This window comes from Kitasatospora sp. NPDC023120, assembly GCF_055560835.1.
On the sequence record NZ_JBVHHY010000001.1, the window covers coordinates 295974 to 319956 of the forward strand.

A 23983-nucleotide genomic window follows, 5' to 3' on the forward strand; every position below is an offset into this window, starting at 1 on the left:
GGTGGTGTCCGTGCGGCCTCTTTTCGGCCCCTGAAAGTTATTGAGTAATAACTACCTAGAGGAACTGGGGGAAGTCATGACGGAGAAACCGGCCCTCGGCAGGACCGCGATCTGGACCCTGGTGATCGTCAGCGCGGCCGGGTTCATGGCCGCACTCGACAACCTGGTGGTCACCACCGCACTGCCGTCGATCCGCGAGGAACTCGGCGGCGGGCTGTCCGACCTCGAATGGACGGTCAGCGCCTACACCCTGAGCTTCGCCGTGCTGCTGATGTTCGGCGCGGCCCTCGGCGACCGCTTCGGCCGCCGCAGGATCTTCCTGGTCGGCCTGGCGATCTTCACCGCCGGCTCCGCCGCGGCCGCCCTCTCCCCGGAGATCGGCGAGCTGATCGCCGCCCGGGCCGTCCAGGGCGTCGGTGCCGCGGTGATGATGCCGCTCACCCTCACCCTGCTCACCGCCGCCGTGCCCGAGGCCAAGCGGGGGCTGGCCTTCGGCATCTGGTCGGGCGTCAGCGGCCTCGCCGTCGCCGCCGGACCGCTGATCGGTGGCTCGCTGACCGAGCACTTCTCCTGGCAGTGGATCTTCTGGGTGAACGTCCCGGTCGGCCTGGTCCTGCTGCCGCTGGCCTTCCTGCGGCTGGAGGAGAGCCGGGGTGCCAACCGGGCCCTGGACGTCCCCGGAACGGTGCTGGTCAGCCTGGGGATGCTCGGGGTGGTGCTCGGCCTGATCCGCGGCAACCCGGACGGCTGGACCAGCCCGCTGGTCCTCGGCGCCCTGACCGGCGGCGCCGTGCTGCTGGCCGCCTTCGTCTGGTACGAGCAGAGCGTGGCCGCCCACCCGATGCTGCCGATGCGGCTCTTCCGCAGCCGCGCCTTCTCGGCCGTCAACGCCGCCAGCCTGCTGATGTACCTCGGGATGTTCGGCTCGATCTTCCTGATCAGCCAGTACCTCCAGGGGGTCGGCGGCTACAGCCCGCAGGAGGCCGGCATCCGGATGCTGCCCTGGACGGCGATGCCGCTGCTGATCTCGCCGATCGCGGGCATCGTCTCCGACCGGATCGGCGGACGGCCGATCGTGGTCGCCGGACTGGCGCTGCAGGCCGCCGGACTCGCGATGTTCGCGCTCGTCGCCGACGGCAGCGGCGGGTTCGACTACCTCGCGCAGGTCCCGGCCATCGTGGTCTGCGGGATCGGCATGTCGCTCTACTTCGGCCCGACCGCCCAGCTGGTGATGGCGAGCGTCCGGCCGCAGGAGCAGGGCATCGCCTCGGGCGCCAACAACGCGCTGCGCGAGGTCGGCGGGGCGCTCGGGGTCGCCTCGCTCTCGGCGGTCTTCTCGGCACAGGGCGGCTACCAGTCGGCGCAGGCCTTCGTGGACGGGCTGGTGCCCGCGCTGTACGTCGGCGCGGTGGCGGTCGGGGCCGGGGCGCTCGCCGCGGTGCTCATCCCGCGCCGGCGCAGGGCCGCGGCGGCGGCTGCCGCCGGGCAGCCGGTGGCGGACCGGGCCGAGGCCGCCCGGGTCTGACGCGGCGCGGCGCGGCGACGGCCGGTGCGGGTCGGCACCGGACCAGGAGCGCCCGGAGGCGAGCGGGCGAGCAACGGCCCGCCCGTCCCCCCGTACGCTGGTGGGCGTGCTGGTAGAAAACGACGCCCCCCTCGCCCCGCTGACCACGCTCCGGCTCGGCGGCCCGGCCCGCCGCCTGGTGACCGCCCACACCGACGACGAGGTGATCGCCGCCGTCCGCGAGGCCGACGCGGCCGGCGAGCCGCTGCTGGTCCTCGGCGGCGGCTCCAACCTGGTGATCGGCGACGCCGGCTTCCCCGGCACCGTGCTGCGGATCGCCACCGCCGGCTTCGCCCTGGACGGCACCGTGCTGGAGCTGGCCGCCGGCGAGGTGTGGTCGGAGGCGGTCACCCGGGCGGTGCGCGACCACGGCCTGGCGGGCATCGAGTTCCTGGCCGGCATCCCGGGCTCGGCCGGTGCCACCCCGGTGCAGAACGTCGGCGCGTACGGCCAGGAGGTCGCCCAGACGATCACCGAGGTCGTCGCCTACGACCGCACGGCCGACGAGGTGGTCACCCTCTCGAACGCCGAGTGCGCGTTCTCCTACCGGCACAGCCGCTTCAAGGCCGCGCCGGACCGCTACGTGGTGCTGCGGGTGCGCTTCGCCCTGGCGGACCACGACGGGCTCTCCAGCCCGGTCAAGTACGCCGAGGTGGCCAAGCACTTCGGCGTCGGGCAGGACGAGCGGGTGCCGCTGGCGGAGGCGTACGGGGCGGTGCTGAAGCTGCGGTCCGGCAAGGGCATGGTGCTGGACCCGGCGGACCACGACACTTGGTCGGCGGGCTCCTTCTTCACCAACCCGGTGCTCACGGCCGCGCAGTACGAGTCCCTCCGCACCCGCCCGGGCGCCGAGAATGCCCCCGCCTACCCGGCACCGGAGGGCTGCACCAAGACCTCGGCGGCCTGGCTGATCGACAAGGCCGGCTTCGGCAAGGGCTACGGCAACGGCCCGGCGACCCTCTCGACCAAGCACACCCTGGCGCTCACCAACCGCGGCTCCGCCACCGCCGAGGACCTGCTGGCCCTGGCCCGGGAGATCCGGGACGGGGTCCGCGAGGCCTTCGGGGTGGAGCTGGTCAACGAGCCCGTGATGGTCGGCGTCGCGCTCTAGGCGCTCACGCTCACGGCAGCCGCGTTCCCGGCGCCGGCGGCGGCGGTGACGGGCGCGCCCGCGGGGACGTGCCCGTTCGCCAGCCAGGCGTCGATGTCCGCCAGCAGCTCCTTGCGGACGGCCTCCGGCGCGACCGAGCCGCGCACCGACTGCCGTGCCAGCTCGGCGAGTTCGGCGTCGCTGAAGCCCAGGACGTCCCGGACCAGGTCGTACTGGGCGGCCAGCCGGCTGCCGAACAGCAGCGGGTCGTCCGCGCCCAGCGCCAGCGGCACCCCGGCGTCGAAGAGCCTGCGCAGCGGGACCTCCTCGGGGGTCTCGTAGACGCCGAGCGAGACGTTGGAGGACGGGCACACCTCGCAGGTGATCTGCCGGGCCGCGAGCCGCTCCATCAGCCGCGGGTCCTCGGCGGCCCGTACGCCGTGGCCGATCCGGCCGGCGTCCAGGTCGTCCAGGCAGTCCCGGACGGACTCCGGGCCGGCCAGCTCGCCGCCGTGCGGGGCGGCCAGCAGCCCGCCCCTGCGGGCGATCGCGAAGGCCCGGTCGAAGTCCCGGGCGAGGCCGCGGCGTTCGTCGTTGGAGAGGCCGAAGCCGACCACCCCGTGGTCGGCGTAGCGGACGGCCAGCCGGGCCAGGGTCCGGGCGTCCATCGGGGACTTCATCCGGTTGGCCGCGACCAGCACCCGGATGCCCACCCCGGTGGCTCCGGCGGCGTGCTCCACCGCGTCCAGGATCAGCTCCAGCGCCGGGATCAGCCCGCCCAGCCGGGGCGCGTACGAGGTCGGGTCGACCTGGATCTCCAACCAGCGGGAGCCGTCCTGCCGCTCGTCCTGCGCGGTCTCCAGGACCAGCCGGCGGATGTCCTCCTCGTCCCGCAGCACCGAGCGGGCGGTGTCGTACAGGCGCTGGAAGCGGAACCAGCCGCGCTCGTCGGTCGCCCGCAGTTTCGGGGGCTCGCCGGAGCTGAGCGCCTCCGGCAGCCGGACGCCGTGCTTGTCGGCCAGCTCCAGCAGCGTGGCGGGGCGCATCGAGCCGGTGAAGTGCAGGTGCAGGTGGGCCTTCGGGAGGCCCCTGACGTCTCGCGGGTTCAACAGGCGTTCCATTCACCGATACTGCCGTATGAGGCCCCCAAACGGGAACCGCCCTCTTTTCCTCCCCCGAAGGGGTGAAAGAGGGCGGTGTGCCGGGTGAATCACCTATGTCGGCTTGACGTCGGACGTCAGTCGCGGGCCTCGCCGAGCAGCTTCTGCATCCGGCTGACGCCCTCGACCAGGTCGGCGTCGCCGAGCGCGTAGGAGAGCCGCAGGTAGCCGGGGGTGCCGAAGGCCTCGCCCGGGACGACCGCGACCTCGGCCTCCTCCAGGATCAGGGCCGCCAGCTCACCGGTGGTCTGCGGGCGCTTGCCGCGGATCTCCTTGCCCAGCAGGCCCTTGACCGACGGGTAGGCGTAGAAGGCGCCCTCGGGCTCGGGGCAGACGACGCCCTCGATCTCGTTGAGCATCCGCACGATGGTCCTGCGGCGGCGGTCGAAGGCGGTGCGCATCTCGGCGACGGCGTCCAGGTCGCCGGCGACGGCGGCCAGGGCGGCGCGCTGGGCGACGTTGGAGACGTTCGAGGTGGCGTGCGACTGCAGGTTGGTCGCGGCCTTGACGACGTCCTTGGGGCCGATCACCCAGCCCACCCGCCAGCCGGTCATCGCGTAGGTCTTGGCGACACCGTTGACCACGATGCACTTGTCGGCCAGCTCGGGCAGCAGGGCCGGCAGCGAGGTGAAGGTGGCGTCGCCGTACACCAGGTGCTCGTAGATCTCGTCGGTGAGCACCCACAGGCCGTGCTCCAGCGCCCAGCGGCCGATCGCCTCGGCCTCGGCCCGGGTGTACACCGCGCCGGTCGGGTTGGACGGCGAGACGAACAGCACCACCTTGGTGTTCTCGGTGCGGGCGGCCTCCAGCTGCTCGACCGAGACCTTGTAGCCGGTGGTCTCGTCGGCCACGACCTCCACCGGGACACCGCCGGCCAGCTGGATGGACTCCGGGTAGGTGGTCCAGTACGGCGCCGGGACGATGACCTCGTCGCCCGGGTCGAGGATCGCGGCGAAGGCCTCGTAGATGGCCTGCTTGCCGCCGTTGGTGACCAGCACCTGGGAGGCGTCCACCCGGTAGCCGGAGTCGCGCAGCGTCTTGGCGGCGATCGCTTCCTTGAGCTCGGGCAGCCCGCCCGCCGGGGTGTAGCGGTGGTTCCTCGGGTCGCGGCAGGCCTCGACGGCCGCTTCGACGATGTAGTCCGGCGTCGGGAAGTCGGGCTCGCCGGCGCCGAAGCCGATGACCGGGCGGCCGGCGGCCTTGAGGGCCTTGGCCTTGGCGTCCACGGCGAGGGTCGCGGACTCGGCGATCGCACCGACCCGGGCGGACACCCGGCGGTCGGCGGGGCGGATGGACTGGTCGGGCTGCGGGGTGGAAGCGCTCATGCCTGCATGGTCGCAGAACCCGGACGGACCGGGCATGGAGGTTCCAGTATCCGTACGGTCCCGTCCGCTTCCCGGCGCCCGGCGATCCGCCGGTGGGCGGCCCGTCGGACCGCACATCCGCCGGGCGATCGATCGTCCCGGAAGAAGAGGTTCGACCAAACACCCCTCGACCACGTACACTCGCTGCTCGACGGCCCGCCGAAAAAGACCGGAGCTTTCACCGCATGTGCAGACAGCGGGGAGAGATGCGGTAGGTTGGTCGCCACCGGAGCCGCGAGGCACCGTAGGGCAATAGCTCAATTGGTAGAGCACCGGTCTCCAAAACCGGCGGTTGGGGGTTCGAGTCCCTCTTGCCCTGCTGCTAGATTCGTCTTCAGCCCGTTCGCTCCACAGAGCGAGCGGGCTTGATGCGGAGATGGCACCGATCAGCACCGCTAAGCCGGCCGGTCGTGCCCCATCGGGGTGTGCGGCGACGGTCCGGCAGGACCCGGATTCAGGTGAGGACGAGTGACGGAGACCACGGGCTCCACCGCAACGCCTGAGAGCGGCAACCCCGAGGGGGCCGACGGCGCTGCCGAGACCACGCCCGTCGAGGGCGAGGCGCTGTCGCGCCGCGACCGCAAGCGGGCCAACCGCTCGGGTGACAAGAAGTCCGGCAAGCGGGCCAAGAAGGGCCTGTTCGCCCGCATGGGGCTGTTCTACCGCCAGATCATCGCCGAGCTGCGCAAGGTCGTCTGGCCCACCCGGGGCGAGCTCACCAGCTACACCACCGTCGTGGTCGTGTTCGTCGTGGTCGTGATGGCCTTCGTGGCCGGTCTGGACTACGGCTTCTCCAAGCTGAGCCTCTGGATCTTCGGCTGACGCGGCCGACCACCTTCGAAACAGCCTCCCGACCCGGGCCGACCTTCGGCCCGGGTCGAGCTGTCGGCGGCGGACGTACGCGCCGTTACCGTTGACTCGGTACTGTTGAAGTCTCCGAGACCTCACCAGGCGCCCGCGTGAGCGGCAGCGTGCCGGGTCCGGTTTCGGAGCGCGCCACCTTCACCATCTCCAGGAAAGAAGCAGCCACCGTGTCTGAGTCCCCCCTGTACGACGCCGACGAGACCGTCCGCGAGGCGGATGTCGCCGCCGAGCTGGACGCGGCCGAGCTGGCTGACGACGCCGAGTCCGCCGAGCAGATCGTCGACGCCGCGGACAGCGACGAGGACGAGGTCGAGGCGTACGACGAGGCCGAGGCCGGCGAGTCCGCCGAGGAGGCCGCGCTGCACGTGGAGGGCGACGTCGAGGCCGAGGTCGAGGAGGCCGAGGAGGTCGACCCGGTCGCCAAGTTCCGCGAGGACCTGCGCTTCATGCCGGGCGAGTGGTACGTGATCCACACCTACGCCGGCTACGAGAACCGGGTGAAGCAGAACCTGGAGCAGCGCGCCGTCTCGCTGAACGTCGAGGAGTACATCTTCCAGGCCGAGGTGCCGCAGGAGGAGGTCGTCCAGATCAAGAACGGCGACCGCAAGACCATCCGCCAGAACAAGCTCCCCGGCTACGTCCTGGTGCGCATGGACCTCACCCCGGAGTCCTGGGGCGTCGTGCGCAACACCCCGGGTGTCACCGGCTTCGTCGGCAACGCCTACGACCCCTACCCGCTGACCCTGGACGAGGTCGTCAAGATGCTCGCCCCGGACGTCGAGCGCCAGGCCGCCAAGGAGGCCGGCAAGGCCTCGCCGGTCCGCCCGGTCGAGGTCCAGGTGCTGGACTTCGAGGTCGGCGACTCGGTCACCGTCACCGACGGCCCGTTCGCGACCCTGCAGGCGACCATCAACGAGATCAACCCCGACTCGAAGAAGGTCAAGGGCCTGGTCGAGATCTTCGGCCGGGAGACCCCGGTCGAGCTCTCCTTCGACCAGATCCAGAAGAACTAGTCATACGGTCTTCGGATCGGGGCAGGGCCGAGCGTCGGCCCTGCCCCGAATCCGTTTTGGTCCAGCGGCGCAGACGCGTTAGCCTGGTCCGATGTGTGTGCTGGCGGCCGGGTGTCGCCCCGGTTCGGCACGCACCAGCAATCACCTCTCGGAAGGACCCGGAGAGAAATGCCTCCCAAGAAGAAGAAGGTCACGGGGCTTATCAAGCTCCAGATCAACGCCGGTGCGGCCAACCCGGCGCCGCCGGTCGGCCCCGCGCTGGGTCAGCACGGCGTCAACATCATGGAGTTCTGCAAGGCCTACAACGCTGCGACCGAGTCGCAGCGCGGCATGATCGTGCCGGTGGAGATCACGGTCTACGAGGACCGTTCCTTCACCTTCATCACGAAGACGCCGCCGGCCGCGCGCCTCATCCTGAAGGCCGCCGGTATCGACAAGGGCTCCAGCGAGCCGCACAAGACCAAGGTCGCCAAGCTCACCAGCGCCCAGGTCCGCGAGATCGCCACGACCAAGATGCCCGACCTGAACGCCAACGACCTGGACGCGGCGGAGAAGATCATCGCCGGCACCGCCCGGTCGATGGGCATCACCGTCGAGGGCTGATCCCCCCGTCCCGTCAGGGACAAATCGGCTCAGCCGCCCCCTGTGGTAGGGCCTGCGCAGGCCCGTTGACTACCACAACTCCAATCACCATTCAGGAGCAGCAGTGAAGCGCAGCAAGGCTCTGAAGGCCGCGGACGCCAAGGTCGACCGCGAGCGCCTCTACGCCCCCCTCGAGGCCGTCCGCCTCGCCAAGGCGACCAGCACCACCAAGTTCGACGGCACCGTCGAGGTCGCCATGCGTCTGGGTGTCGACCCGCGCAAGGCCGACCAGATGGTCCGCAGCACCGTGATCCTCCCGCACGGCACCGGTAAGACCGCTCGGGTCCTGGTCTTCGCGACCGGCGAGCGTGCCGAGGCCGCGCGTGCTGCGGGTGCCGACATCGTCGGTGCCGACGAGCTGATCGACGAGGTCGCGAAGGGCAAGCTGGACTTCGACGCCGTCGTCGCCACCCCGGACCTCATGGGCAAGGTCGGCCGCCTCGGCCGCGTGCTCGGTCCCCGTGGTCTGATGCCGAACCCGAAGACCGGCACCGTCACCCCGGACGTCGCCAAGGCTGTCAACGACATCAAGGGCGGCAAGATCGAGTTCCGCGTCGACAAGCACTCGAACCTGCACTTCATCATCGGTAAGGCCTCCTTCACCGACGAGCAGCTGGTCGAGAACTACGCCGCCGCGCTGGACGAGGTGCTCCGCGCCAAGCCGTCCGCCGCCAAGGGCCGCTACATCAAGAAGACCGCGTTCTCGACCACCATGGGCCCCGGCATCCAGGTGGACCCGAACCGCACCCGCAACCTCCTCGTCGAGGAGGACCCGGCCGCGGTCTGAGCCCCAGCGCTCTAGAGCAGTCCGTACGGCGGGCCCGTACCCCCTTCACCGGGGGTGCGGGCCCGCCGTCGTTTCCCGGCCCGGGGCCGGTCTCCGGACCGGTTGCGGCGCCGGGACCTGCCCGGATGGGAACGGTTGACCGAGTCGTCGTACGCTCTGTCGGTCCGCATGTGGAGAACCCGTGACCGACGGAGTGTGCCGTGCGCCCCGCCCCCCGCTCCGCCGTCCTCGTGGCGGCCCTGCTGGTGCTCGGCGCCGGCGCCGGCTGCAGCCTGCTGGCCGCCCCGGACACCCGGACCCCGGCCGGCCCGACGGTCGTACCGCCCAAGCAGGTGGTGCTCGCGGCCGCGCGGGCACTGGACGACGCGGGCGGCGCCCGGGTCGAGGTGGTGCGGGAGGGCCCGGAGGGCCGGCGCACCGCGAGCGGCACGCTGGTCTGGGGCCCCCGGGACGAGGCCGCGCTGACCGTCACCGACGAGGCGGGCACCGGGCAGCTGGCGCTCAAGGACGGCGCGGTCGACCTCGCGTACCAGGGCGGCGCGGCCGGGCACGCCGACCGGTCCACCGCCGAGTCGCTGGACCCGGGGGCCGCTGCCGGTCCGGACGGCTACGCGGGCGGCTGGATGACCGCGCTGGTCACCACCCCGGGCAGCCGCGCGTACGCGATCGCGCAGAACGTCGTGCTCGGCTCGCTCGGCGGCGAGCAGCTGGACGGGACGACCGTCGCGCACTACCAGGGCTCCGCGCCGGTGGACGAGTTCTTCGGCGCGGACCAGGAGTCGAGCCCGCAGCGGCGTGCCGCGACGGTCGACTGGTACCGGCAGCGCGGGGTGACGGCGATCGGTTTCGACGTCTGGGTCGGGCCCGGCGAGCGCCTGCTGAGGCTGCGTGAGACGGTCCGCGGGAGCGCCGGAACCACCGTGACCACGACGGATGTCCCATCCTCCGGGACGGGGGACGCGACACCCGCCGCGGGAGGCTGACGGGGGACCGGAGATCCGGCGCGTGGGGGATCCGACGATCCGTTAGAGTCCGCCTGGGCAAGAGCCGGGAAGAGCCGGCCATCAGCTTTTCCACGGATCGATTCGGATCTCACGGGGGTATTCCATGCGCGCTGTTCGCCTCGTTTCGGCCGTCGCCACGACGGTCGTCCTGCTCGGTGCGGTCACCGCCTGCGGCAGCAGCGGCAGCAAGGGCGGCAACGACGCCAAGGGCGGTGACGCCAAGGGCGGCGACCCGATCGCGGCGGCGCTGACCGGGGACCCGAAGGCGGCGCTGACCGCCTCCGCGCTGGTCATGCAGAAGGCCGGCAACGGCAAGGTCAGCATGGCCAGCCCGGACGACGCCAAGGGCAGCGGCACCGGCGACGCCGACTGGAAGGACCCGGGCAAGGCCTCCGTGGACCTGGCCGGCGACTCGGACGGCAAGAAGATCCGGTTCCGGGTGGTCGGGGCGGACACGTACATCGGCGGCGACGACGCGGCCGCGGCCCTGGGCGGCAAGCACTGGGTCAAGATGCCCGGCGGCAACGAGGCCGGCGACACCTTCGGGGCGGCCGCCCAGATGCTCAATCCGGTCGTCGTGCTCACCGTTGCCGCTCAGAGCGGCAAGCTGTCCAAGGTCGGCCAGGAGAGCCTGGCCGGCGTCCAGACCACCCACCTGCGGGCGGTCGAGGACACCTCCGTCCTGGTGGCAGGGATGTCGTCGCTGCCCGAGGCCCAGCGCAAGGCCGTCCAGAAGACGCTGGAGAGGGACGGCAAGACCCTCACCTTCGACTTCTGGCTGAACGGCAAGCAGGAACTCGTCCAGTACCAGGAGTACGGCGAGACGAACGGCGCCAAGAGCGCCGTCACCGTCAAGTACTCGGACCTCGGCAAGGCCGCCCCGATCACCGCGCCCGCCGCCGCCGACCTCGGCAGCGAGGCCGACCTCCTCAAGCTGCTCGGCTGACCCGTTCCGCCGACCCGGTGGATCCTCGGGGCCCGCGCGGCCCCACGAGGGGGCCGCCACCGGGCGGACGGGGGAGGGGTGGCATCGTGACCGGGACGAGGGGCGGCCGTCGGACGGGGCCGGGCGAGGAAGGGAACGGACGTGGCGGGACGGCAGCGGTTGGCGGCAGTGGCCGTCGCGGCCCTGCTGGCGAGCGGGCTGAGTGGCTGCGGTGGGGGAGCGGACGCGCCGGCCACGCCGCCCGACAGCCCGACCTCGACCAGCGCCGCGCCGACCGTCGCCTCCCCGACCGGGCCCGCGAAGCCGACCGACCGCTCCCCGCACGGGGTGCTGCTCTCCTCCCAGCTGGCCATGCAGACCGCCCGCCGGGCCAAGGTCAGCTACCGGCTCGGCGCGGACGCCGGGTCCGGCCCGCTGTTCTGGCAGCCCAAGACGGCACTGCAGGTCAAGCGTTCGACCCCGGCCGACGCCGGGCAGCTGATCGTCGTGGACACCGTCGCCTACCAGGGCGGGGACGCCGCCACCGCGGCCCGACAGGGCGGCAGGCACTGGGAGCGCTTCACCGTCCCGCCCGGCCCGGACGGTCACAAGGAGGTCCCGTACGCCGGGCTGATCGACCTGCTGAACCCGGTCGAGGCGCTGGCCGCGGCCACCGCCGAGGGGGCGGACGCCTCCTTCGTCGGCGAGGAGAAGTACGAGGACTCGACCGTCGAGCACTACCGGGTCACCACCACCGCCGAGAAGTACGCGGCCGCCCAGACCCAGCTGTCCCAGGCCCGCCGGGACGGCCTGCGGGCCGCGCTCGCGCCCGGCGGCTCGCAGTCGCTCACCCTGGACCTCTGGCTCAACGAGAAGGACCAGCTGGTCCGGCTCCAGCGCACCGGCAGCGGGGACGGCGGCCGGGTGGACGACTCGGTGCTCTACACCGACCTCGCCGGGGCCCTCCTCTCGGCGCAGGCGCCGGCCGAGACGGACACCGTGGACACCGGCGTCCGGACGGTCTCCCCGCTCGCCCGCTGAGCCGCCGCCGGCCCGCCGAGCCGCCGCCGGCCCGGCCCCGAGGGTTGCTCCGTCCGAGGGCGATTTGCACCTTGCGAACCGCTCCGGCTAATGTGGCGGAAGCCAAAGACCGCTGGTTGTCGCCGCGCGCCCGTCAGGGAGCCGGTGGCCGAAGGATCTGCGATTCGTCGCAGGCAGCCCGCGCAGGTGTGTCTGGAGCTTCGACTTCCGGGTCCCGCGTTCGCGCGGCCGCCCGTCGAGGTCGTCACGAGCCCCGTGCGCCTGCGCACCGGGGCTCATTGCATTTCCGCAGGAGCTTTCCTTCCTCCAATCGGTCCGCGGCGGAATTGGTCGACTTTCGTGGTCGGCCTGACTTCGACATCACGGAAGGAGGCGTAAGCCTATGGCCAGGCCCGACAAGGCTGCTGCCGTCGCCGAGATCACGGACAAGTTCCGTGGCTCCTCCGCGGCGCTGCTGACCGAGTACCGCGGTCTCTCGGTGAAGCAGGTCAAGAACCTGCGTCGCTCGCTCGGCGACAACGCCGAGTACGCCGTGGTGAAGAACACGCTGACCAAGATCGCGGCCAACGAGGTCGGGATCACAGAGCTCGACGACCTGTTCAACGGTCCGACGGCTGTCGCCTTCGTCACCGGTGACCCGGTGGAGTCGGCGAAGGCTCTGCGTGACTTCGCCAAGGAGAACCCCGCTCTCATCATCAAGGGCGGTGTCCTTGACGGTAAGGCGCTGTCCGCCGATGAGATCAAGAAGCTCGCGGACCTCGAGTCCCGCGAGGTGCTGCTCGCCAAGCTGGCGGGTGCCCTGAAGGCCAAGCAGTCCCAGGCTGCCGCGCTCTTCCAGGCCCTGCCGTCGAAGCTCGTCCGCACCGTGGACGCGCTGCGCGACAAGGTCGAGCAGGGCGGTGCCGGTACGCCGGCTCCCGCCGCCGAGGACGCTGCCGCCGAGTAATTCGGCAGGCTCACGCCTCGCTGCGGGCCCGTGCCCGCCCAACCCGTACATCCGGCACCACCTGCCGATTTAGTGGAAGGACGCCATCATGGCGAAGCTGTCCCAGGACGAGCTGCTCGCGCAGTTCGAGGAGCTCACCCTCATCGAGCTGGCCGCCTTCGTGAAGGCCTTCGAGGAGAAGTTCGACGTCACCGCTGCCGCCCCGGTCGCCGTTGCCGCCGTTGCCGGCGGTGGCGCTGGCGCCGAGGCCGCTGTCGAGGAGCAGGACGAGTTCGACGTCATCCTCGAGTCGGCCGGCGACAAGAAGATCCAGGTCATCAAGGAGGTGCGCACCCTGACCTCCCTCGGCCTGAAGGAGGCCAAGGACCTCGTTGACACCGCTGGTGCCAAGGTCCTGGAGAAGGTTGCCAAGGACGTTGCCGAGAAGGCCAAGGCTGCCCTCGAGGGCGCCGGCGCCAAGGTCACCGTCAAGTGATCTTGCGCCCCCTCTGAGGGGGCGTGCGGCCGGGCCGATCACCCTTGCGGGTGGTCGGCCCGGCCTTTTCGCGTTCCCGGAGCCCCGCCGGGTGCCGACGGGAACCACCGGTGTGGCCGATCGCGCACTCGGCACCGTCGGTGCCGGGGGGTATGGTGATCACCGTCGTCGGGGCGGCCCCCACCACGGCTTCTGTAACGCCGGAGGGGTTCGGACCGATGAACGGGACGAGGTCCGCCCCGCAGGCGGGCCCTTGACGAACCCGGCGCGGCGCGCGATTCTCAAGGCGCGAGTCCGCCCGGTTGGTCCGCTGCTGGATGCATAACCAGTGGCTCCGGCGGGAAATGACTCCACGTGAGTTAGAGCAGTACCCGGTGGGCGTCCGCGCTCGCCGGCTACCGGGAGGAGTCTCCGATTCGGTCTCCGAATCAGAGCTGGACAGCAGTGTGGCCTTTGGCTACACTGTCCCTTTGCGCTGCCTGTTAGCTGCTCCGTGACTCGTCGCCCGGAGTTTGCGTTGCCCTGAAGGGGTCTGGCATCGCCTCCGCAAAGCGGCTCTGACCTCGGGTTTCGACTCCGGCAGAGGCCAGTGGCGAGGGAGGCGGGACCAAGCCCAAGCAGGCCCGGCTGGTACGCGCGTAGTGAGCTCCGAGCCCTCGGAAGGACCCCCCTCTTGGCCGCGCCGCGCAACGCCTCGAACAATTCCGCCGCATCCACCGCCCCGCTCCGCGTCTCCTTCGCGAAGATCAAGGAGCCCCTCGAGGTCCCGAACCTCCTGGCCCTGCAGACCGAGAGCTTTGACTGGCTGCTCGGCAACGCGGCCTGGAAGACCCGGGTCGAGGAGGCGCTGGAGTCTGGTCTGGACGTCCCCACCAAGTCCGGTCTGGAGGAGATCTTCGAGGAGATCTCCCCGATCGAGGACTTCAGCGGGTCGATGTCCCTGACCTTCCGCGACCACCGTTTCGAGCCGCCGAAGAACTCCATTGACGAGTGCAAGGACCGCGACTTCACGTACGCGGCTCCGCTCTTCGTCACGGCCGAGTTCACCAACAACGAGACCGGTGAGATCAAGTCTCAGACGGTCTTCATGGGCGACTTCCCGCTCATGACCCACAAGGGCACGTTCGTGATCAACGGCACCGAGCGTGTCGTCGTGTCGCAGCTGGTCCGCTCCCCGGGTGTGTACTTCGACTCCACCCTGGACAAGGTGTCCGACAAGGACATCTACTCCTGCAAGGTCATCCCCTCGCGTGGTGCCTGGCTGGAGATGGAGATCGACAAGCGCGACATGGTCGGCGTCCGCATCGACCGCAAGCGCAAGCAGTCCGTCACCGTGCTGCTGAAGGCCCTCGGCTGGACCAACGAGATGATTCTCGAGGAGTTCGGCGAGTACGAGTCCATGCGCAACACCCTGGAGAAGGACCACACCCAGGGCCAGGACGACGCGCTGCTGGACATCTACCGCAAGCTGCGCCCGGGCGAGCCGCCGACGCGCGAGGCCGCGCAGACGCTGCTGGAGAACCTGTACTTCAACCCGAAGCGCTACGACCTGGCGAAGGTCGGCCGCTACAAGGTCAACCGCAAGCTGGGCAACGCCGAGTCGCTGGACTCCGGCGTGCTCACCGAGCCCGACATCATCGGTGCGATCAAGTACCTGGTGAAGCTGCACGCGGGCGAGACCGAGTGGCGTGACGGCGAGGGCCGCGACATCGTGGTCGAGGTCGACGACATCGACCACTTCGGCAACCGTCGCCTGCGCAACGTCGGCGAGCTCATCCAGAACCAGGTCCGTACGGGTCTCGCCCGTATGGAGCGCGTCGTGCGCGAGCGCATGACCACCCAGGACGTCGAGGCGATCACGCCGCAGACCCTGATCAACATCCGGCCGGTCGTCGCCTCCATCAAGGAGTTCTTCGGCACCAGCCAGCTGTCGCAGTTCATGGACCAGACGAACCCGCTGTCGGGCCTGACCCACAAGCGTCGTCTGTCCGCCCTCGGCCCCGGCGGTCTCTCCCGTGAGCGCGCCGGCTTCGAGGTCCGTGACGTGCACCCCTCGCACTACGGCCGCATGTGTCCGATCGAGACCCCCGAAGGCCCGAACATCGGTCTGATCGGCTCGCTGGCCTCGTACGGCCGGGTCAACGCGTTCGGCTTCATCGAGACGCCGTACCGCAAGGTCGTCGACGGTGTGGTCACCGAGCAGGTCGACTACCTGACCGCCGACGAGGAGGACCGCTACGTCATCGCCCAGGCGAACGCGCCGCTGACCGCGGACCTGCACTTCGCCGAGCCGCGCGTCCTGGTCCGCCGCCGCGGCGGCGAGATCGACTACATCCCGGGCTCCGAGATCGACTACATGGACGTCTCGCCGCGCCAGATGGTGTCGGTCGCGACCGCCATGATCCCGTTCCTCGAGCACGACGACGCCAACCGCGCGCTCATGGGCTCGAACATGATGCGCCAGGCGGTGCCGCTGCTGAAGAGCGAGGCTCCGCTGGTCGGTACCGGCATGGAGTACCGCTGCGCCGTCGACGCCGCCGACGTCATCACCGCCGAGAAGGCCGGTGTCGTCCAGGAGGTCTCGGCCGACTACGTCACCGTGGCGAACGACGACGGCACGTACACCACGTACCGCGCCGCCAAGTTCACCCGCTCCAACCAGGGCACCTCCTTCAACCAGAAGGTGCTCGTGGACGAGGGCGCCCGGGTCGAGGCCGGCCAGGTGCTGGCCGACGGCCCGTGCACCGACGAGGGCGAGATGGCCCTCGGCAAGAACCTGCTCGTGGCGTTCATGTCGTGGGAGGGTCACAACTACGAGGACGCGATCATCCTGTCGCAGCGCCTCGTGCAGGACGACGTCCTCTCCTCGATCCACATCGAGGAGCACGAGGTCGACGCCCGTGACACCAAGCTCGGCCCCGAGGAGATCACCCGGGACATCCCGAACGTCTCCGAGGAGGTCCTCGCCGACCTCGACGAGCGCGGCATCATCCGCATCGGCGCCGATGTCGTCACCGGCGACATCCTGGTCGGCAAGGTCACCCCGAAGGGTGAGACCGAGCTGACCCCGGAGGAGCGCCTGCTCCGCGCGATCTTCGGTGAGAAGGCCCGTGAGGTCCGCGACACCTCGCTGAAGGTGCCGCACGGTGAGTCCGGCAAGGTCATCGGCGTCCGCGTCTTCGACCGCGAGGAGGGGGACGAGCTTCCCCCGGGCGTGAACCAGCTGGTCCGCGTCTACGTCGCCCAGAAGCGCAAGATCACCAACGGTGACAAGCTCGCCGGCCGTCACGGCAACAAGGGTGTCATCTCCAAGATCCTCCCGGTCGAGGACATGCCGTTCCTCGAGGACGGCACCCCGGTCGACATCATCCTCAACCCGCTGGGTGTCCCGTCCCGAATGAACCCGGGACAGGTCCTGGAGATCCACCTCGGGTGGCTCGCCAAGCAGGGCTGGGATGTCTCCGGTCTCGCCGACGAGTGGGCCAAGCGCCTGCAGGCGATCGGCGCCGACCAGGTCGAGGGCGGCACCAACCTCGCCACCCCGGTCTTCGACGGCGCCCGCGAGGACGAGATCACCGGCCTGCTGGACAACACCACCCTCACCCGTGACGGTGAGCGCCTGGTGAACTCCACCGGCAAGGCCCGGCTGTTCGACGGCCGCTCCGGCGAGCCGTTCCCGATGCCGATCTCGGTCGGCTACATGTACATCCTCAAGCTGCACCACCTGGTCGACGACAAGCTGCACGCCCGTTCGACCGGTCCGTACTCGATGATCACCCAGCAGCCGCTCGGTGGTAAGGCGCAGTTCGGTGGTCAGCGCTTCGGTGAGATGGAGGTGTGGGCCCTCGAGGCGTACGGCGCGGCCTACGCGCTGCAGGAGCTGCTCACCATCAAGTCCGACGACGTGCTCGGCCGCGTGAAGGTCTACGAGGCCATCGTCAAGGGCGAGAACATCCCCGAGCCCGGCATTCCCGAGTCCTTCAAGGTCCTCATCAAGGAAATGCAGTCGCTCTGCCTCAACGTGGAGGTGCTGTCCTCGGACGGCCAGTCCATCGAGATGCGGGACTCCGACGAGGACGTGTTCCGCGCCGCCGAGGAGCTCGGCATCGACCTGTCCCGGCGCGAGCCGAGCAGCGTCGAAGAGGTCTGACGGAGGTTGGGCCGGCCGCACGACCGCGGCCGGCCCGCCCCCAGGCCCCCCTCAGACCACATGAACGACTCTCGACTTACGAAAGAGGGCTTGACGACCAGTGCTTGACGTCAACTTCTTCGACGAGCTCCGCATCGGCCTGGCCACCGCCGACGACATCCGCCAGTGGTCGCACGGCGAGGTCAAGAAGCCGGAGACCATCAACTACCGCACCCTGAAGCCGGAAAAGGACGGGCTCTTCTGCGAGAAGATCTTCGGCCCCACCCGGGACTGGGAGTGCTACTGCGGCAAGTACAAGCGCGTCCGCTTCAAGGGCATCATCTGTGAGCGCTGCGGCGTCGAGGTGACCCGCGCCAAGGTGCGCCGTGAGCGGATGGGCCACATCGAGCTGGCCGCTCCGGTCACCCACATCTGGTACTTCAAGGGCGTGCCGTCGCGCCTGGGCTACCTGCTGGACCTGGCGCCGAAGGACCTCGAGAAGGTCATCTACTTCGCCGCCTACATGATCACCTGGGTCGACGACGAGCGCCGCCAGCGCGACCTGCCGTCCCTGGAGGCGCACGTCTCGGTCGAGCGCCAGCAGATCGAGAACCGCCGCGACTCCGACCTCGAGGCCCGTGCCAAGAAGGCCGAGACCGACCTGGCCGAGCTCGAGGCCGAGGGCGCCAAGGCCGACGTGCGCCGCAAGGTGCGCGAGGGCGCCGAGCGCGAGATGAAGCAGCTGCGCGACCGCGCGCAGCGCGAGCTCGACCGCCTCGACGAGGTGTGGGCCCGCTTCAAGAACCTCAAGGTCCAGGACCTCGAGGGCGACGAGCTGCTCTACCGCGAGCTGCGCGACCGCTTCGGCACCTACTTCTCCGGCTCGATGGGCGCGGCGGCCCTCAAGGACCGCCTCGAGAACTTCGACCTGGCGGAGGAGTCCGAGCGCCTGCGCGAGATCATCCGCACCGGCAAGGGCCAGAAGAAGACCCGTGCGCTGAAGCGCCTCAAGGTCGTCTCCGCGTTCCTGCAGACCACCAACAAGCCCAACGGCATGGTGCTGGACTGCGTCCCGGTCATCCCGCCGGACCTGCGTCCGATGGTGCAGCTGGACGGTGGCCGCTTCGCGACCTCCGACCTGAACGACCTGTACCGCCGCGTGATCAACCGCAACAACCGCCTGAAGCGCCTTCTCGACCTCGGTGCCCCCGAGATCATCGTGAACAACGAGAAGCGCATGCTCCAGGAGGCCGTCGACGCGCTGTTCGACAACGGCCGCCGCGGCCGTCCGGTCACCGGCCCGGGCAACCGCCCGCTGAAGTCCCTCAGCGACATGCTGAAGGGCAAGCAGGGTCGTTTCCGTCAGAACCTGCTCGGCAAGCGAGTCGACTACTCGGCCCGTTCGGTCATCGTCGTCGGCCCGCAGCTCAAGCTGCACCAGTGCGGTCTGCCGAAGGCCATGGCGCTGGAGCTCTTCAAGCCGTTCGTGATGAAGCGCCTGGTCGACCTGAACCACGCGCAGAACATCAAGTCGGCCAAGCGCATGGTCGAGCGTGCCCGCCCGGTCGTGTGGGACGTGCTCGAAGAGGTCATCGCCGAGCACCCGGTCCTGCTGAACCGTGCGCCCACCCTGCACCGCCTCGGCATCCAGGCCTTCGAGCCGCAGCTGGTCGAGGGCAAGGCCATCCAGATCCACCCGCTCGTCTGCACCGCGTTCAACGCGGACTTCGACGGTGACCAGATGGCCGTCCACCTGCCGCTCTCCGCGGAGGCGCAGGCCGAGGCCCGCATCCTGATGCTGTCCTCGAACAACATCCTGAAGCCGGCCGACGGTCGCCCCGTCACCATGCCGACCCAGGACATGGTGCTCGGTCTGTTCTTCCTCACCTCGGACCGCGAGAACGTGAAGGGTGCCGGCCGCACCTTCTCGTCGACCGCCGAGGCGATCATGGCCTTCGACGCCCGCGACCTGGACGTCCAGGCCCCGATCGAGCTGCGCCTGCCGGCCGGCACCGTCCCGCCGCGCGGCTGGACCGCTCCGGTGGACGAGGACGGCCAGCCGGGCTGGTACGAGGGCGAGCCCTTCCGCCTGACCACCACCCTGGGCCGCGCGCTCTTCAACGAGCTGCTGCCCGAGGACTACCCGTTCGTCGACTACGAGGTGGGCAAGAAGCAGCTCTCCGCGATCGTCAACGACCTGGCGGAGCGCTACCCCAAGGTCGTCGTCGCGGCGACCCTGGACAACCTGAAGGCGGCCGGCTTCCACTGGTCGACCCGTTCGGGTGTCACCGTCTCGATCTCGGACGTCATCGTCCCGCCGAGCAAGCCCCAGATCCTGGAGGGCTTCGAGGCGAAGGCGGAGAAGGTCCAGAAGCAGTACGAGCGCGGTCTGATCACCAACGACGAGCGCAAGCAGGAGCTCGTCGGCATCTGGACCCAGGCGACCAACGAGGTCGCGGACGCCATGGCCGCGAACTTCCCGAAGACGAACCCCATCTTCATGATGGTCGACTCGGGTGCTCGTGGAAACATGATGCAGATGCGCCAGATCGCCGGTATGCGTGGTCTGGTGTCGAACGCCAAGAACGAGACCATCCCGCGACCCATCAAGGCGTCGTTCCGTGAGGGTCTCACCGTGCTGGAGTACTTCATCTCCACCCACGGTGCCCGTAAGGGTCTGGCCGACACCGCCCTCCGTACCGCCGACTCCGGTTACCTCACCCGTCGTCTGGTCGACGTCTCCCAGGACGTCATCATTCGCGAGGAGGACTGCGGCACCGAGCGCGGCCTGAAGCTGGCGATCGGCGTCGTCGGTGCCGACGGCGTCCTGCGCAAGACGGACGACGTCGAGACCAGCGTCTACGCCCGCATGCTCGCCGAGGACATCACCGTCGACGGCAAGCTGCTGGCCACCGCGAACACCGACCTCGGTGACGTCCTGATCGACGAGCTGATCCGCCACGGCATCAGCGAGGTCAAGACCCGCTCGATCCTGACCTGTGAGTCGGCCGTCGGCACCTGTGCCTTCTGCTACGGACGCTCGCTGGCCACCGGCAAGCTGGTCGACATCGGTGAGGCGGTCGGCATCATCGCCGCCCAGTCCATCGGTGAGCCCGGTACCCAGCTGACGATGCGTACCTTCCACACCGGTGGTGTGGCCGGTGACGACATCACCCAGGGTCTGCCGCGTGTCGTCGAGCTCTTCGAGGCCCGTACCCCCAAGGGTGTGGCCCCGATCTCGGAGGCCACCGGCCGGGCGCGGATCGAGGACACCGAGAAGACCCGCAAGATCGTCATCACCCCGGACGACGGCACCGACGAGATCGCCTACCCGGTCTCCAAGCGTGTCAAGCTCCTGGTCAGCGAGGGCGAGGCAGTCGAGGTCGGCCAGAAGCTGACCATGGGTGCCACCAACCCGCACGACGTCCTGCGGATCATGGGCCAGCGTGCCGTCCAGGTCCACCTGGTCGCCGAGGTCCAGAAGGTCTACAACTCGCAGGGTGTGTCGATCCACGACAAGCACATCGAGATCATCATCCGGCAGATGCTCCGCCGCGTGACGATCATCGAGTCGGGCGACGCCGAGCTGCTCCCGGGCGAGCTCGTCGAGCGCGGCCGCTTCGAGACCGAGAACCGTCGTGTGGTCGCCGAGGGCGGTCACCCCGCCTCCGGCCGTCCGCAGCTGATGGGTATCACCAAGGCCTCGCTGGCCACCGAGTCCTGGCTGTCGGCCGCCTCCTTCCAGGAGACGACCCGGGTCCTCACCGACGCGGCGATCCACGCCAAGTCGGACCCGCTGCTGGGCCTCAAGGAGAACGTCATCCTCGGTAAGCTCATCCCGGCCGGTACGGGTCTGCCCCGCTACCGCAACATCCGGGTCGAGCCGACCGAGGAGGCCAAGGCCGCGATGTACTCGGCCGTCGGCTACGACGACTACGACCTGTCGCCCTTCGGCGCCGGCTCCGGCCAGGCGGTTCCGCTGGACGACTACGACTACGGCCCGTACACCGGCTGAGTCATCTCTTCGGCCGGCGACGGCCGCTGATCGCCAGGGCGGTCACCCCTCACGGGGTGGCCGCCCTGCGGCGTTTCCGGGGCCGGGAGGGGAGCGCGCGCCGGACCGGCTCACCCGTGCGGGGGAGGGGCGGGAACCGCTCCGGGGAGGGAGGCGCAGGAGGGGGCCGGCGCGGCAGTGTGCTCGGTGTCGGGATGACGGGGCTTTCGAAGGGGGCCGGAATGAAGCGGGCGCTGGGCGCGATGGCGATCACGGCGGGGGTGCTGGTCGGGATGTCGGCCTGCCTGCCGATCGGGGACGACCGGGAGCACCGGAGGGTCGAGTACGGGGTGGCCGAGTCGGTCAAGGAGCTGGTGGTCGAGGGGCAGAACGGCGGCGTGGAGGTGACCGGCGGCGGTGACGCCGTGCACGTGGTGGAACGGCAGAACTACCGGGGGGACGCGCCGAAGAGCACGCACGAGGTGAAGGACGGCGTGCTGCGGCTGACCTACGACTGCGACAGCTGCGGCATCGGGTACACCGTGCAGGTGCCGGCCGGGACCAAGGTGCGGGTGAAGGAGACCAACGGCGGCATCAAGCTGTCCGGGCAGGTCGGCGAGGCGGAGGCCACCGTGGAGAACGGCGGGGTCGAGACCAGCGGGCTGACCTCGCCGCAGGTGAAGCTGACCGCGGTGAACGGCGGCGTGAAGGCCGACTTCGCCGCCGCGCCGTCGAAGGTGGAGGCGACGACGGACAACGGCGGAGTGCACGTGAGCGTGCCGCGCGGCGAGGCGTACGCGGTGGACGCGCACGCGTCGGACGGCGGGGTGGACGTGGAGATCCCCTCGCAGCCGGGGGCGGCGCACAGCATCACCGCGCGGGCGAAGACCGGCGGTGTGACGGTCAGCGGTGGCTGACCGGGCCGTACCGGAGGTCCTGCCGGTAGGGCATGATCTTCTCCGCGGGGGTGGCGCCCCCGGCTACGGGGGAGGGACCGGGGTGGAGAGCGCGCAACGCTGGTGGAGCCGGGCTACCGGGCTGAGCCCCTACGTGCTGGACTCGTTGCTGGCTCTGGTGTCCGGCGGGGTCGCGGTGTGGGCGGTCTACAACGACGACCCCCACTGGCCCGCCTGGGTCTATCTGCTGGCGCTCGCCACCGCGGTGCCGCTGCCGTGGCGGCGCGTGGCGCCGCTGACCGTGCTGGCGCTCAGCAGTGCCGCCGAGATCACGCTGTCGGTGCTGGCGCACTCGGCGAACGCCCAGGTGCCGCTGGCCGGTGTCATCGGGCTCTACACGGTGGCGGAGCGGTGCTCGGACCGGGTGCGCTGGGCGGTGCTGGCGGTGACCGTCGTCGGCAACGTGCTCGGGACGCACTCGCCCAACGGCATGGTGTTCAGCCTGCTCACCTCGGTGGGCTGCTTCGTCTTCGGCTCGCTGGTGCGCGCCCAGCGGCAGTTGGCCCGGGTGCAGGCGGAGCGGGCCCGGGAGGCCGGTGAACGCTCGGCGAGCGACGCGGCGCGGGCGGTCGCCGAGGAGCGGGCCCGGATCGCGCGGGAGATGCACGACATCCTGGCGCACGCGGTCTCGTTGATGGTGATCCAGGCCGAGGCCGGGCCGGTGGTGGTGCGCAGCGATCCGGACCGGGCGATCCGCGCGTTCGACACCATCGCCGACGCCGGGCGGGACGCTATGGTCCAGCTGCGGCGCGTACTCGGGGTGTTGAAGGACCCGGAGGCGGGCCGGCAGCTGGCCCCGCAGCCCCGGCTGGCCGAGCTCGCCGACGTGGCCGAGCGGGTGCGCGGGGCCGGCCTGCGGGTGGAGCTCGAACTGCCCGCGGACCAGGGCGGGTTGCCCGCCGACGTGGAGGCGGCGGCGTACCGGATCGTGCAGGAGGCGCTGACCAACACGGTCAAGCACGCCGGGGCCGACCGGGCGGCGATCCGGGTGCGGCGGGTCGGGGAGGTGCTGGAGGTGGTGGTCTCCGACAACGGCCGCGGGGTGCCGCCGACGGCCGACCGTAGGGTGGTCGGCTGGTCGGGCGGGCGCGGGCTGGTCGGCATCCGGGAGCGGGCGGCGGCCTGCGGCGGGCGGGCCGAGGCCGGTCCGGGGCCGGAGGGCAGGGGTTTCCTGGTGAGCGCCCGGCTGCCGCTGGGGGCGGGCGCAATGGTGGAGGGGGTGGGCGGATGACGCCGATTCGGGTGGTCGTCGCGGACGACCAGGAGCTGGTGCGGGCCGGGTTCGGGATGATCCTGGACGCGCAGCCGGACATCGAGGTGGTGGCCGAGGCGGCCGACGGCGCCGAGGCGGTCGAGGCGGTGCGCGCGCACGGCCCGGACGTGCTGCTGCTGGACGTCCGGATGCCGGTGATGGACGGGCTGGAGGCGGCCCGCCGGGTGTGCGCGGAGTTCCCGTCCACCAAGGTGATCATGCTGACCACCTTCGACATCGACGACTACGTCTTCGACGCGCTGTACGCGGGCGCCAGTGGCTTCCTGCTCAAGGACGTCCGGCGGGACGACCTGGCGCACGGGGTGCGGATGGTCGCCTCGGGGGAGGCGCTGCTCGCGCCCTCGGTGACCAGGCGGCTGATCGGCGAGTTCGCCGCCCGCCGTCCGGGGACGCCGGAGCGGGCGGTGCGGCCGCCGTCCAAGCTGCTGGAGCAGCTGACCCTGCGCGAACAGGAGACGCTGCGGCTGATCGCGCGGGGGCTGTCCAACGCCGAGATCGCGGCGGAGCTGGTGGTCAGCGAACACACGGTGAAGACGCACGTCAGCAATGTGCTGAGCAAGCTCGGGCTGCGGGACCGGGTGCACGCGGTGGTGTTCGCGTACGAGGCGGGGGCGGTGGTGGCGGGGGAGTCCTGACGGGTTCCTCGCTGGTGGGCTCCTCGCTGGTGGGCTCCCTCGTGCGGGGGAGGCGGGGAGTTCGCCGGTGCGGGCGATCCGCGGTGCGGGCCCGGGCCGGGAGGCTCTGGGGTGTCGGAAC

The 23983-nt window shown here is 70.5% G+C and carries 18 protein-coding genes and 1 tRNA gene; 17 read left to right on the forward strand and 2 right to left on the reverse strand.

The window, feature by feature from the left end; genetic code table 11:
- Positions 1 to 76: 76 nt before the first annotated feature.
- Positions 77 to 1525: an MFS transporter gene (locus ACZ3TI_RS01445; protein ID WP_465722122.1), complete on the forward strand. Its 1449-nt coding sequence runs from the start codon at positions 77 to 79 to the stop codon at positions 1523 to 1525.
- A 106-nt stretch (positions 1526 to 1631) separates the two neighbouring features.
- Entirely contained in the window at positions 1632 to 2675 is a 1044-nt protein-coding gene (locus ACZ3TI_RS01450) for a UDP-N-acetylmuramate dehydrogenase (protein WP_465722123.1), read from the forward strand.
- Here ACZ3TI_RS01450 and ACZ3TI_RS01455 read toward each other — a convergent pair.
- A complete protein-coding gene (locus ACZ3TI_RS01455; RefSeq protein WP_465722125.1) occupies positions 2672 to 3775 on the reverse strand; it encodes an adenosine deaminase in 1104 nt (367 codons plus the stop codon). The two genes, ACZ3TI_RS01450 and ACZ3TI_RS01455, sit on opposite strands and share 4 nt — an antisense overlap.
- Positions 3776 to 3891: 116 nt before the next feature.
- Positions 3892 to 5139: a pyridoxal phosphate-dependent aminotransferase gene (locus ACZ3TI_RS01460; RefSeq protein WP_465722127.1), complete on the reverse strand. Its 1248-nt coding sequence runs from the start codon at positions 5137 to 5139 to the stop codon at positions 3892 to 3894.
- A gap of 285 nt (positions 5140 to 5424) precedes the next feature.
- Between ACZ3TI_RS01460 and ACZ3TI_RS01465 the strand changes: the two genes are divergently transcribed.
- The 15 genes from ACZ3TI_RS01465 (at position 5425) to ACZ3TI_RS01535 (ending at position 23862) form a co-directional block, all read left to right on the forward strand.
- Positions 5425 to 5497, forward strand: a tRNA-Trp gene (locus ACZ3TI_RS01465).
- A gap of 149 nt (positions 5498 to 5646) precedes the next feature.
- Positions 5647 to 6000 carry a preprotein translocase subunit SecE gene (gene secE / locus ACZ3TI_RS01470; RefSeq protein ID WP_465722129.1) on the forward strand — a complete coding sequence of 118 codons (354 nt, stop codon included), beginning with the start codon at positions 5647 to 5649 and terminating at the stop codon, positions 5998 to 6000.
- Positions 6001 to 6209: 209 nt separating this feature from the next.
- Complete coding sequence (gene nusG, locus ACZ3TI_RS01475; RefSeq protein WP_465722131.1) at positions 6210 to 7055, forward strand: transcription termination/antitermination protein NusG; 846 nt, start codon at positions 6210 to 6212, stop codon at positions 7053 to 7055.
- 168 nt (positions 7056 to 7223) lie between these two features.
- Positions 7224 to 7658: a 50S ribosomal protein L11 gene (rplK, locus tag ACZ3TI_RS01480; protein ID WP_207809812.1), complete on the forward strand. Its 435-nt coding sequence runs from the start codon at positions 7224 to 7226 to the stop codon at positions 7656 to 7658.
- A 103-nt stretch (positions 7659 to 7761) separates the two neighbouring features.
- On the forward strand, positions 7762 to 8484 hold the full coding sequence (gene rplA / locus ACZ3TI_RS01485) for a 50S ribosomal protein L1 (RefSeq protein WP_030290441.1): 723 nt from the start codon (positions 7762 to 7764) through the stop codon (positions 8482 to 8484).
- 200 nt (positions 8485 to 8684) lie between these two features.
- A complete protein-coding gene (locus ACZ3TI_RS01490; RefSeq protein ID WP_465722133.1) occupies positions 8685 to 9467 on the forward strand; it encodes a hypothetical protein in 783 nt (260 codons plus the stop codon).
- Positions 9468 to 9591: 124 nt separating this feature from the next.
- Positions 9592 to 10434 (forward strand): SCO4651 family lipoprotein, encoded by an 843-nt coding sequence (locus ACZ3TI_RS01495; RefSeq protein WP_465722135.1) that lies wholly within the window; start codon positions 9592 to 9594, stop codon positions 10432 to 10434.
- A gap of 141 nt (positions 10435 to 10575) precedes the next feature.
- Positions 10576 to 11454, forward strand: coding sequence for an SCO4651 family lipoprotein (locus ACZ3TI_RS01500; RefSeq protein WP_465722137.1), 879 nt, complete (start codon positions 10576 to 10578; stop codon positions 11452 to 11454).
- Between the two features lie 382 nt (positions 11455 to 11836).
- Entirely contained in the window at positions 11837 to 12400 is a 564-nt protein-coding gene (gene rplJ / locus ACZ3TI_RS01505; RefSeq protein WP_465722139.1) for a 50S ribosomal protein L10, read from the forward strand.
- An 88-nt stretch (positions 12401 to 12488) separates the two neighbouring features.
- Entirely contained in the window at positions 12489 to 12875 is a 387-nt protein-coding gene (rplL, locus tag ACZ3TI_RS01510; RefSeq protein WP_465722141.1) for a 50S ribosomal protein L7/L12, read from the forward strand.
- 673 nt (positions 12876 to 13548) lie between these two features.
- Positions 13549 to 17025, forward strand: a complete 3477-nt coding sequence (rpoB, locus tag ACZ3TI_RS01515; protein ID WP_465722143.1) for a DNA-directed RNA polymerase subunit beta — start codon at positions 13549 to 13551, stop codon at positions 17023 to 17025.
- A 100-nt stretch (positions 17026 to 17125) separates the two neighbouring features.
- Positions 17126 to 21019, forward strand: a complete 3894-nt coding sequence (locus ACZ3TI_RS01520) for a DNA-directed RNA polymerase subunit beta' (protein WP_465722145.1) — start codon at positions 17126 to 17128, stop codon at positions 21017 to 21019.
- A 221-nt stretch (positions 21020 to 21240) separates the two neighbouring features.
- Positions 21241 to 21915 (forward strand): DUF4097 family beta strand repeat-containing protein, encoded by a 675-nt coding sequence (locus ACZ3TI_RS01525; protein ID WP_465722147.1) that lies wholly within the window; start codon positions 21241 to 21243, stop codon positions 21913 to 21915.
- 82 nt (positions 21916 to 21997) lie between these two features.
- On the forward strand, positions 21998 to 23185 hold the full coding sequence (locus tag ACZ3TI_RS01530) for a sensor histidine kinase (RefSeq protein ID WP_465722149.1): 1188 nt from the start codon (positions 21998 to 22000) through the stop codon (positions 23183 to 23185).
- Positions 23182 to 23862 (forward strand): response regulator, encoded by a 681-nt coding sequence (locus ACZ3TI_RS01535; RefSeq protein ID WP_465721562.1) that lies wholly within the window; start codon positions 23182 to 23184, stop codon positions 23860 to 23862. The genes ACZ3TI_RS01530 and ACZ3TI_RS01535 overlap by 4 nt, the downstream gene beginning before the upstream one ends.
- Positions 23863 to 23983: the final 121 nt, after the last annotated feature.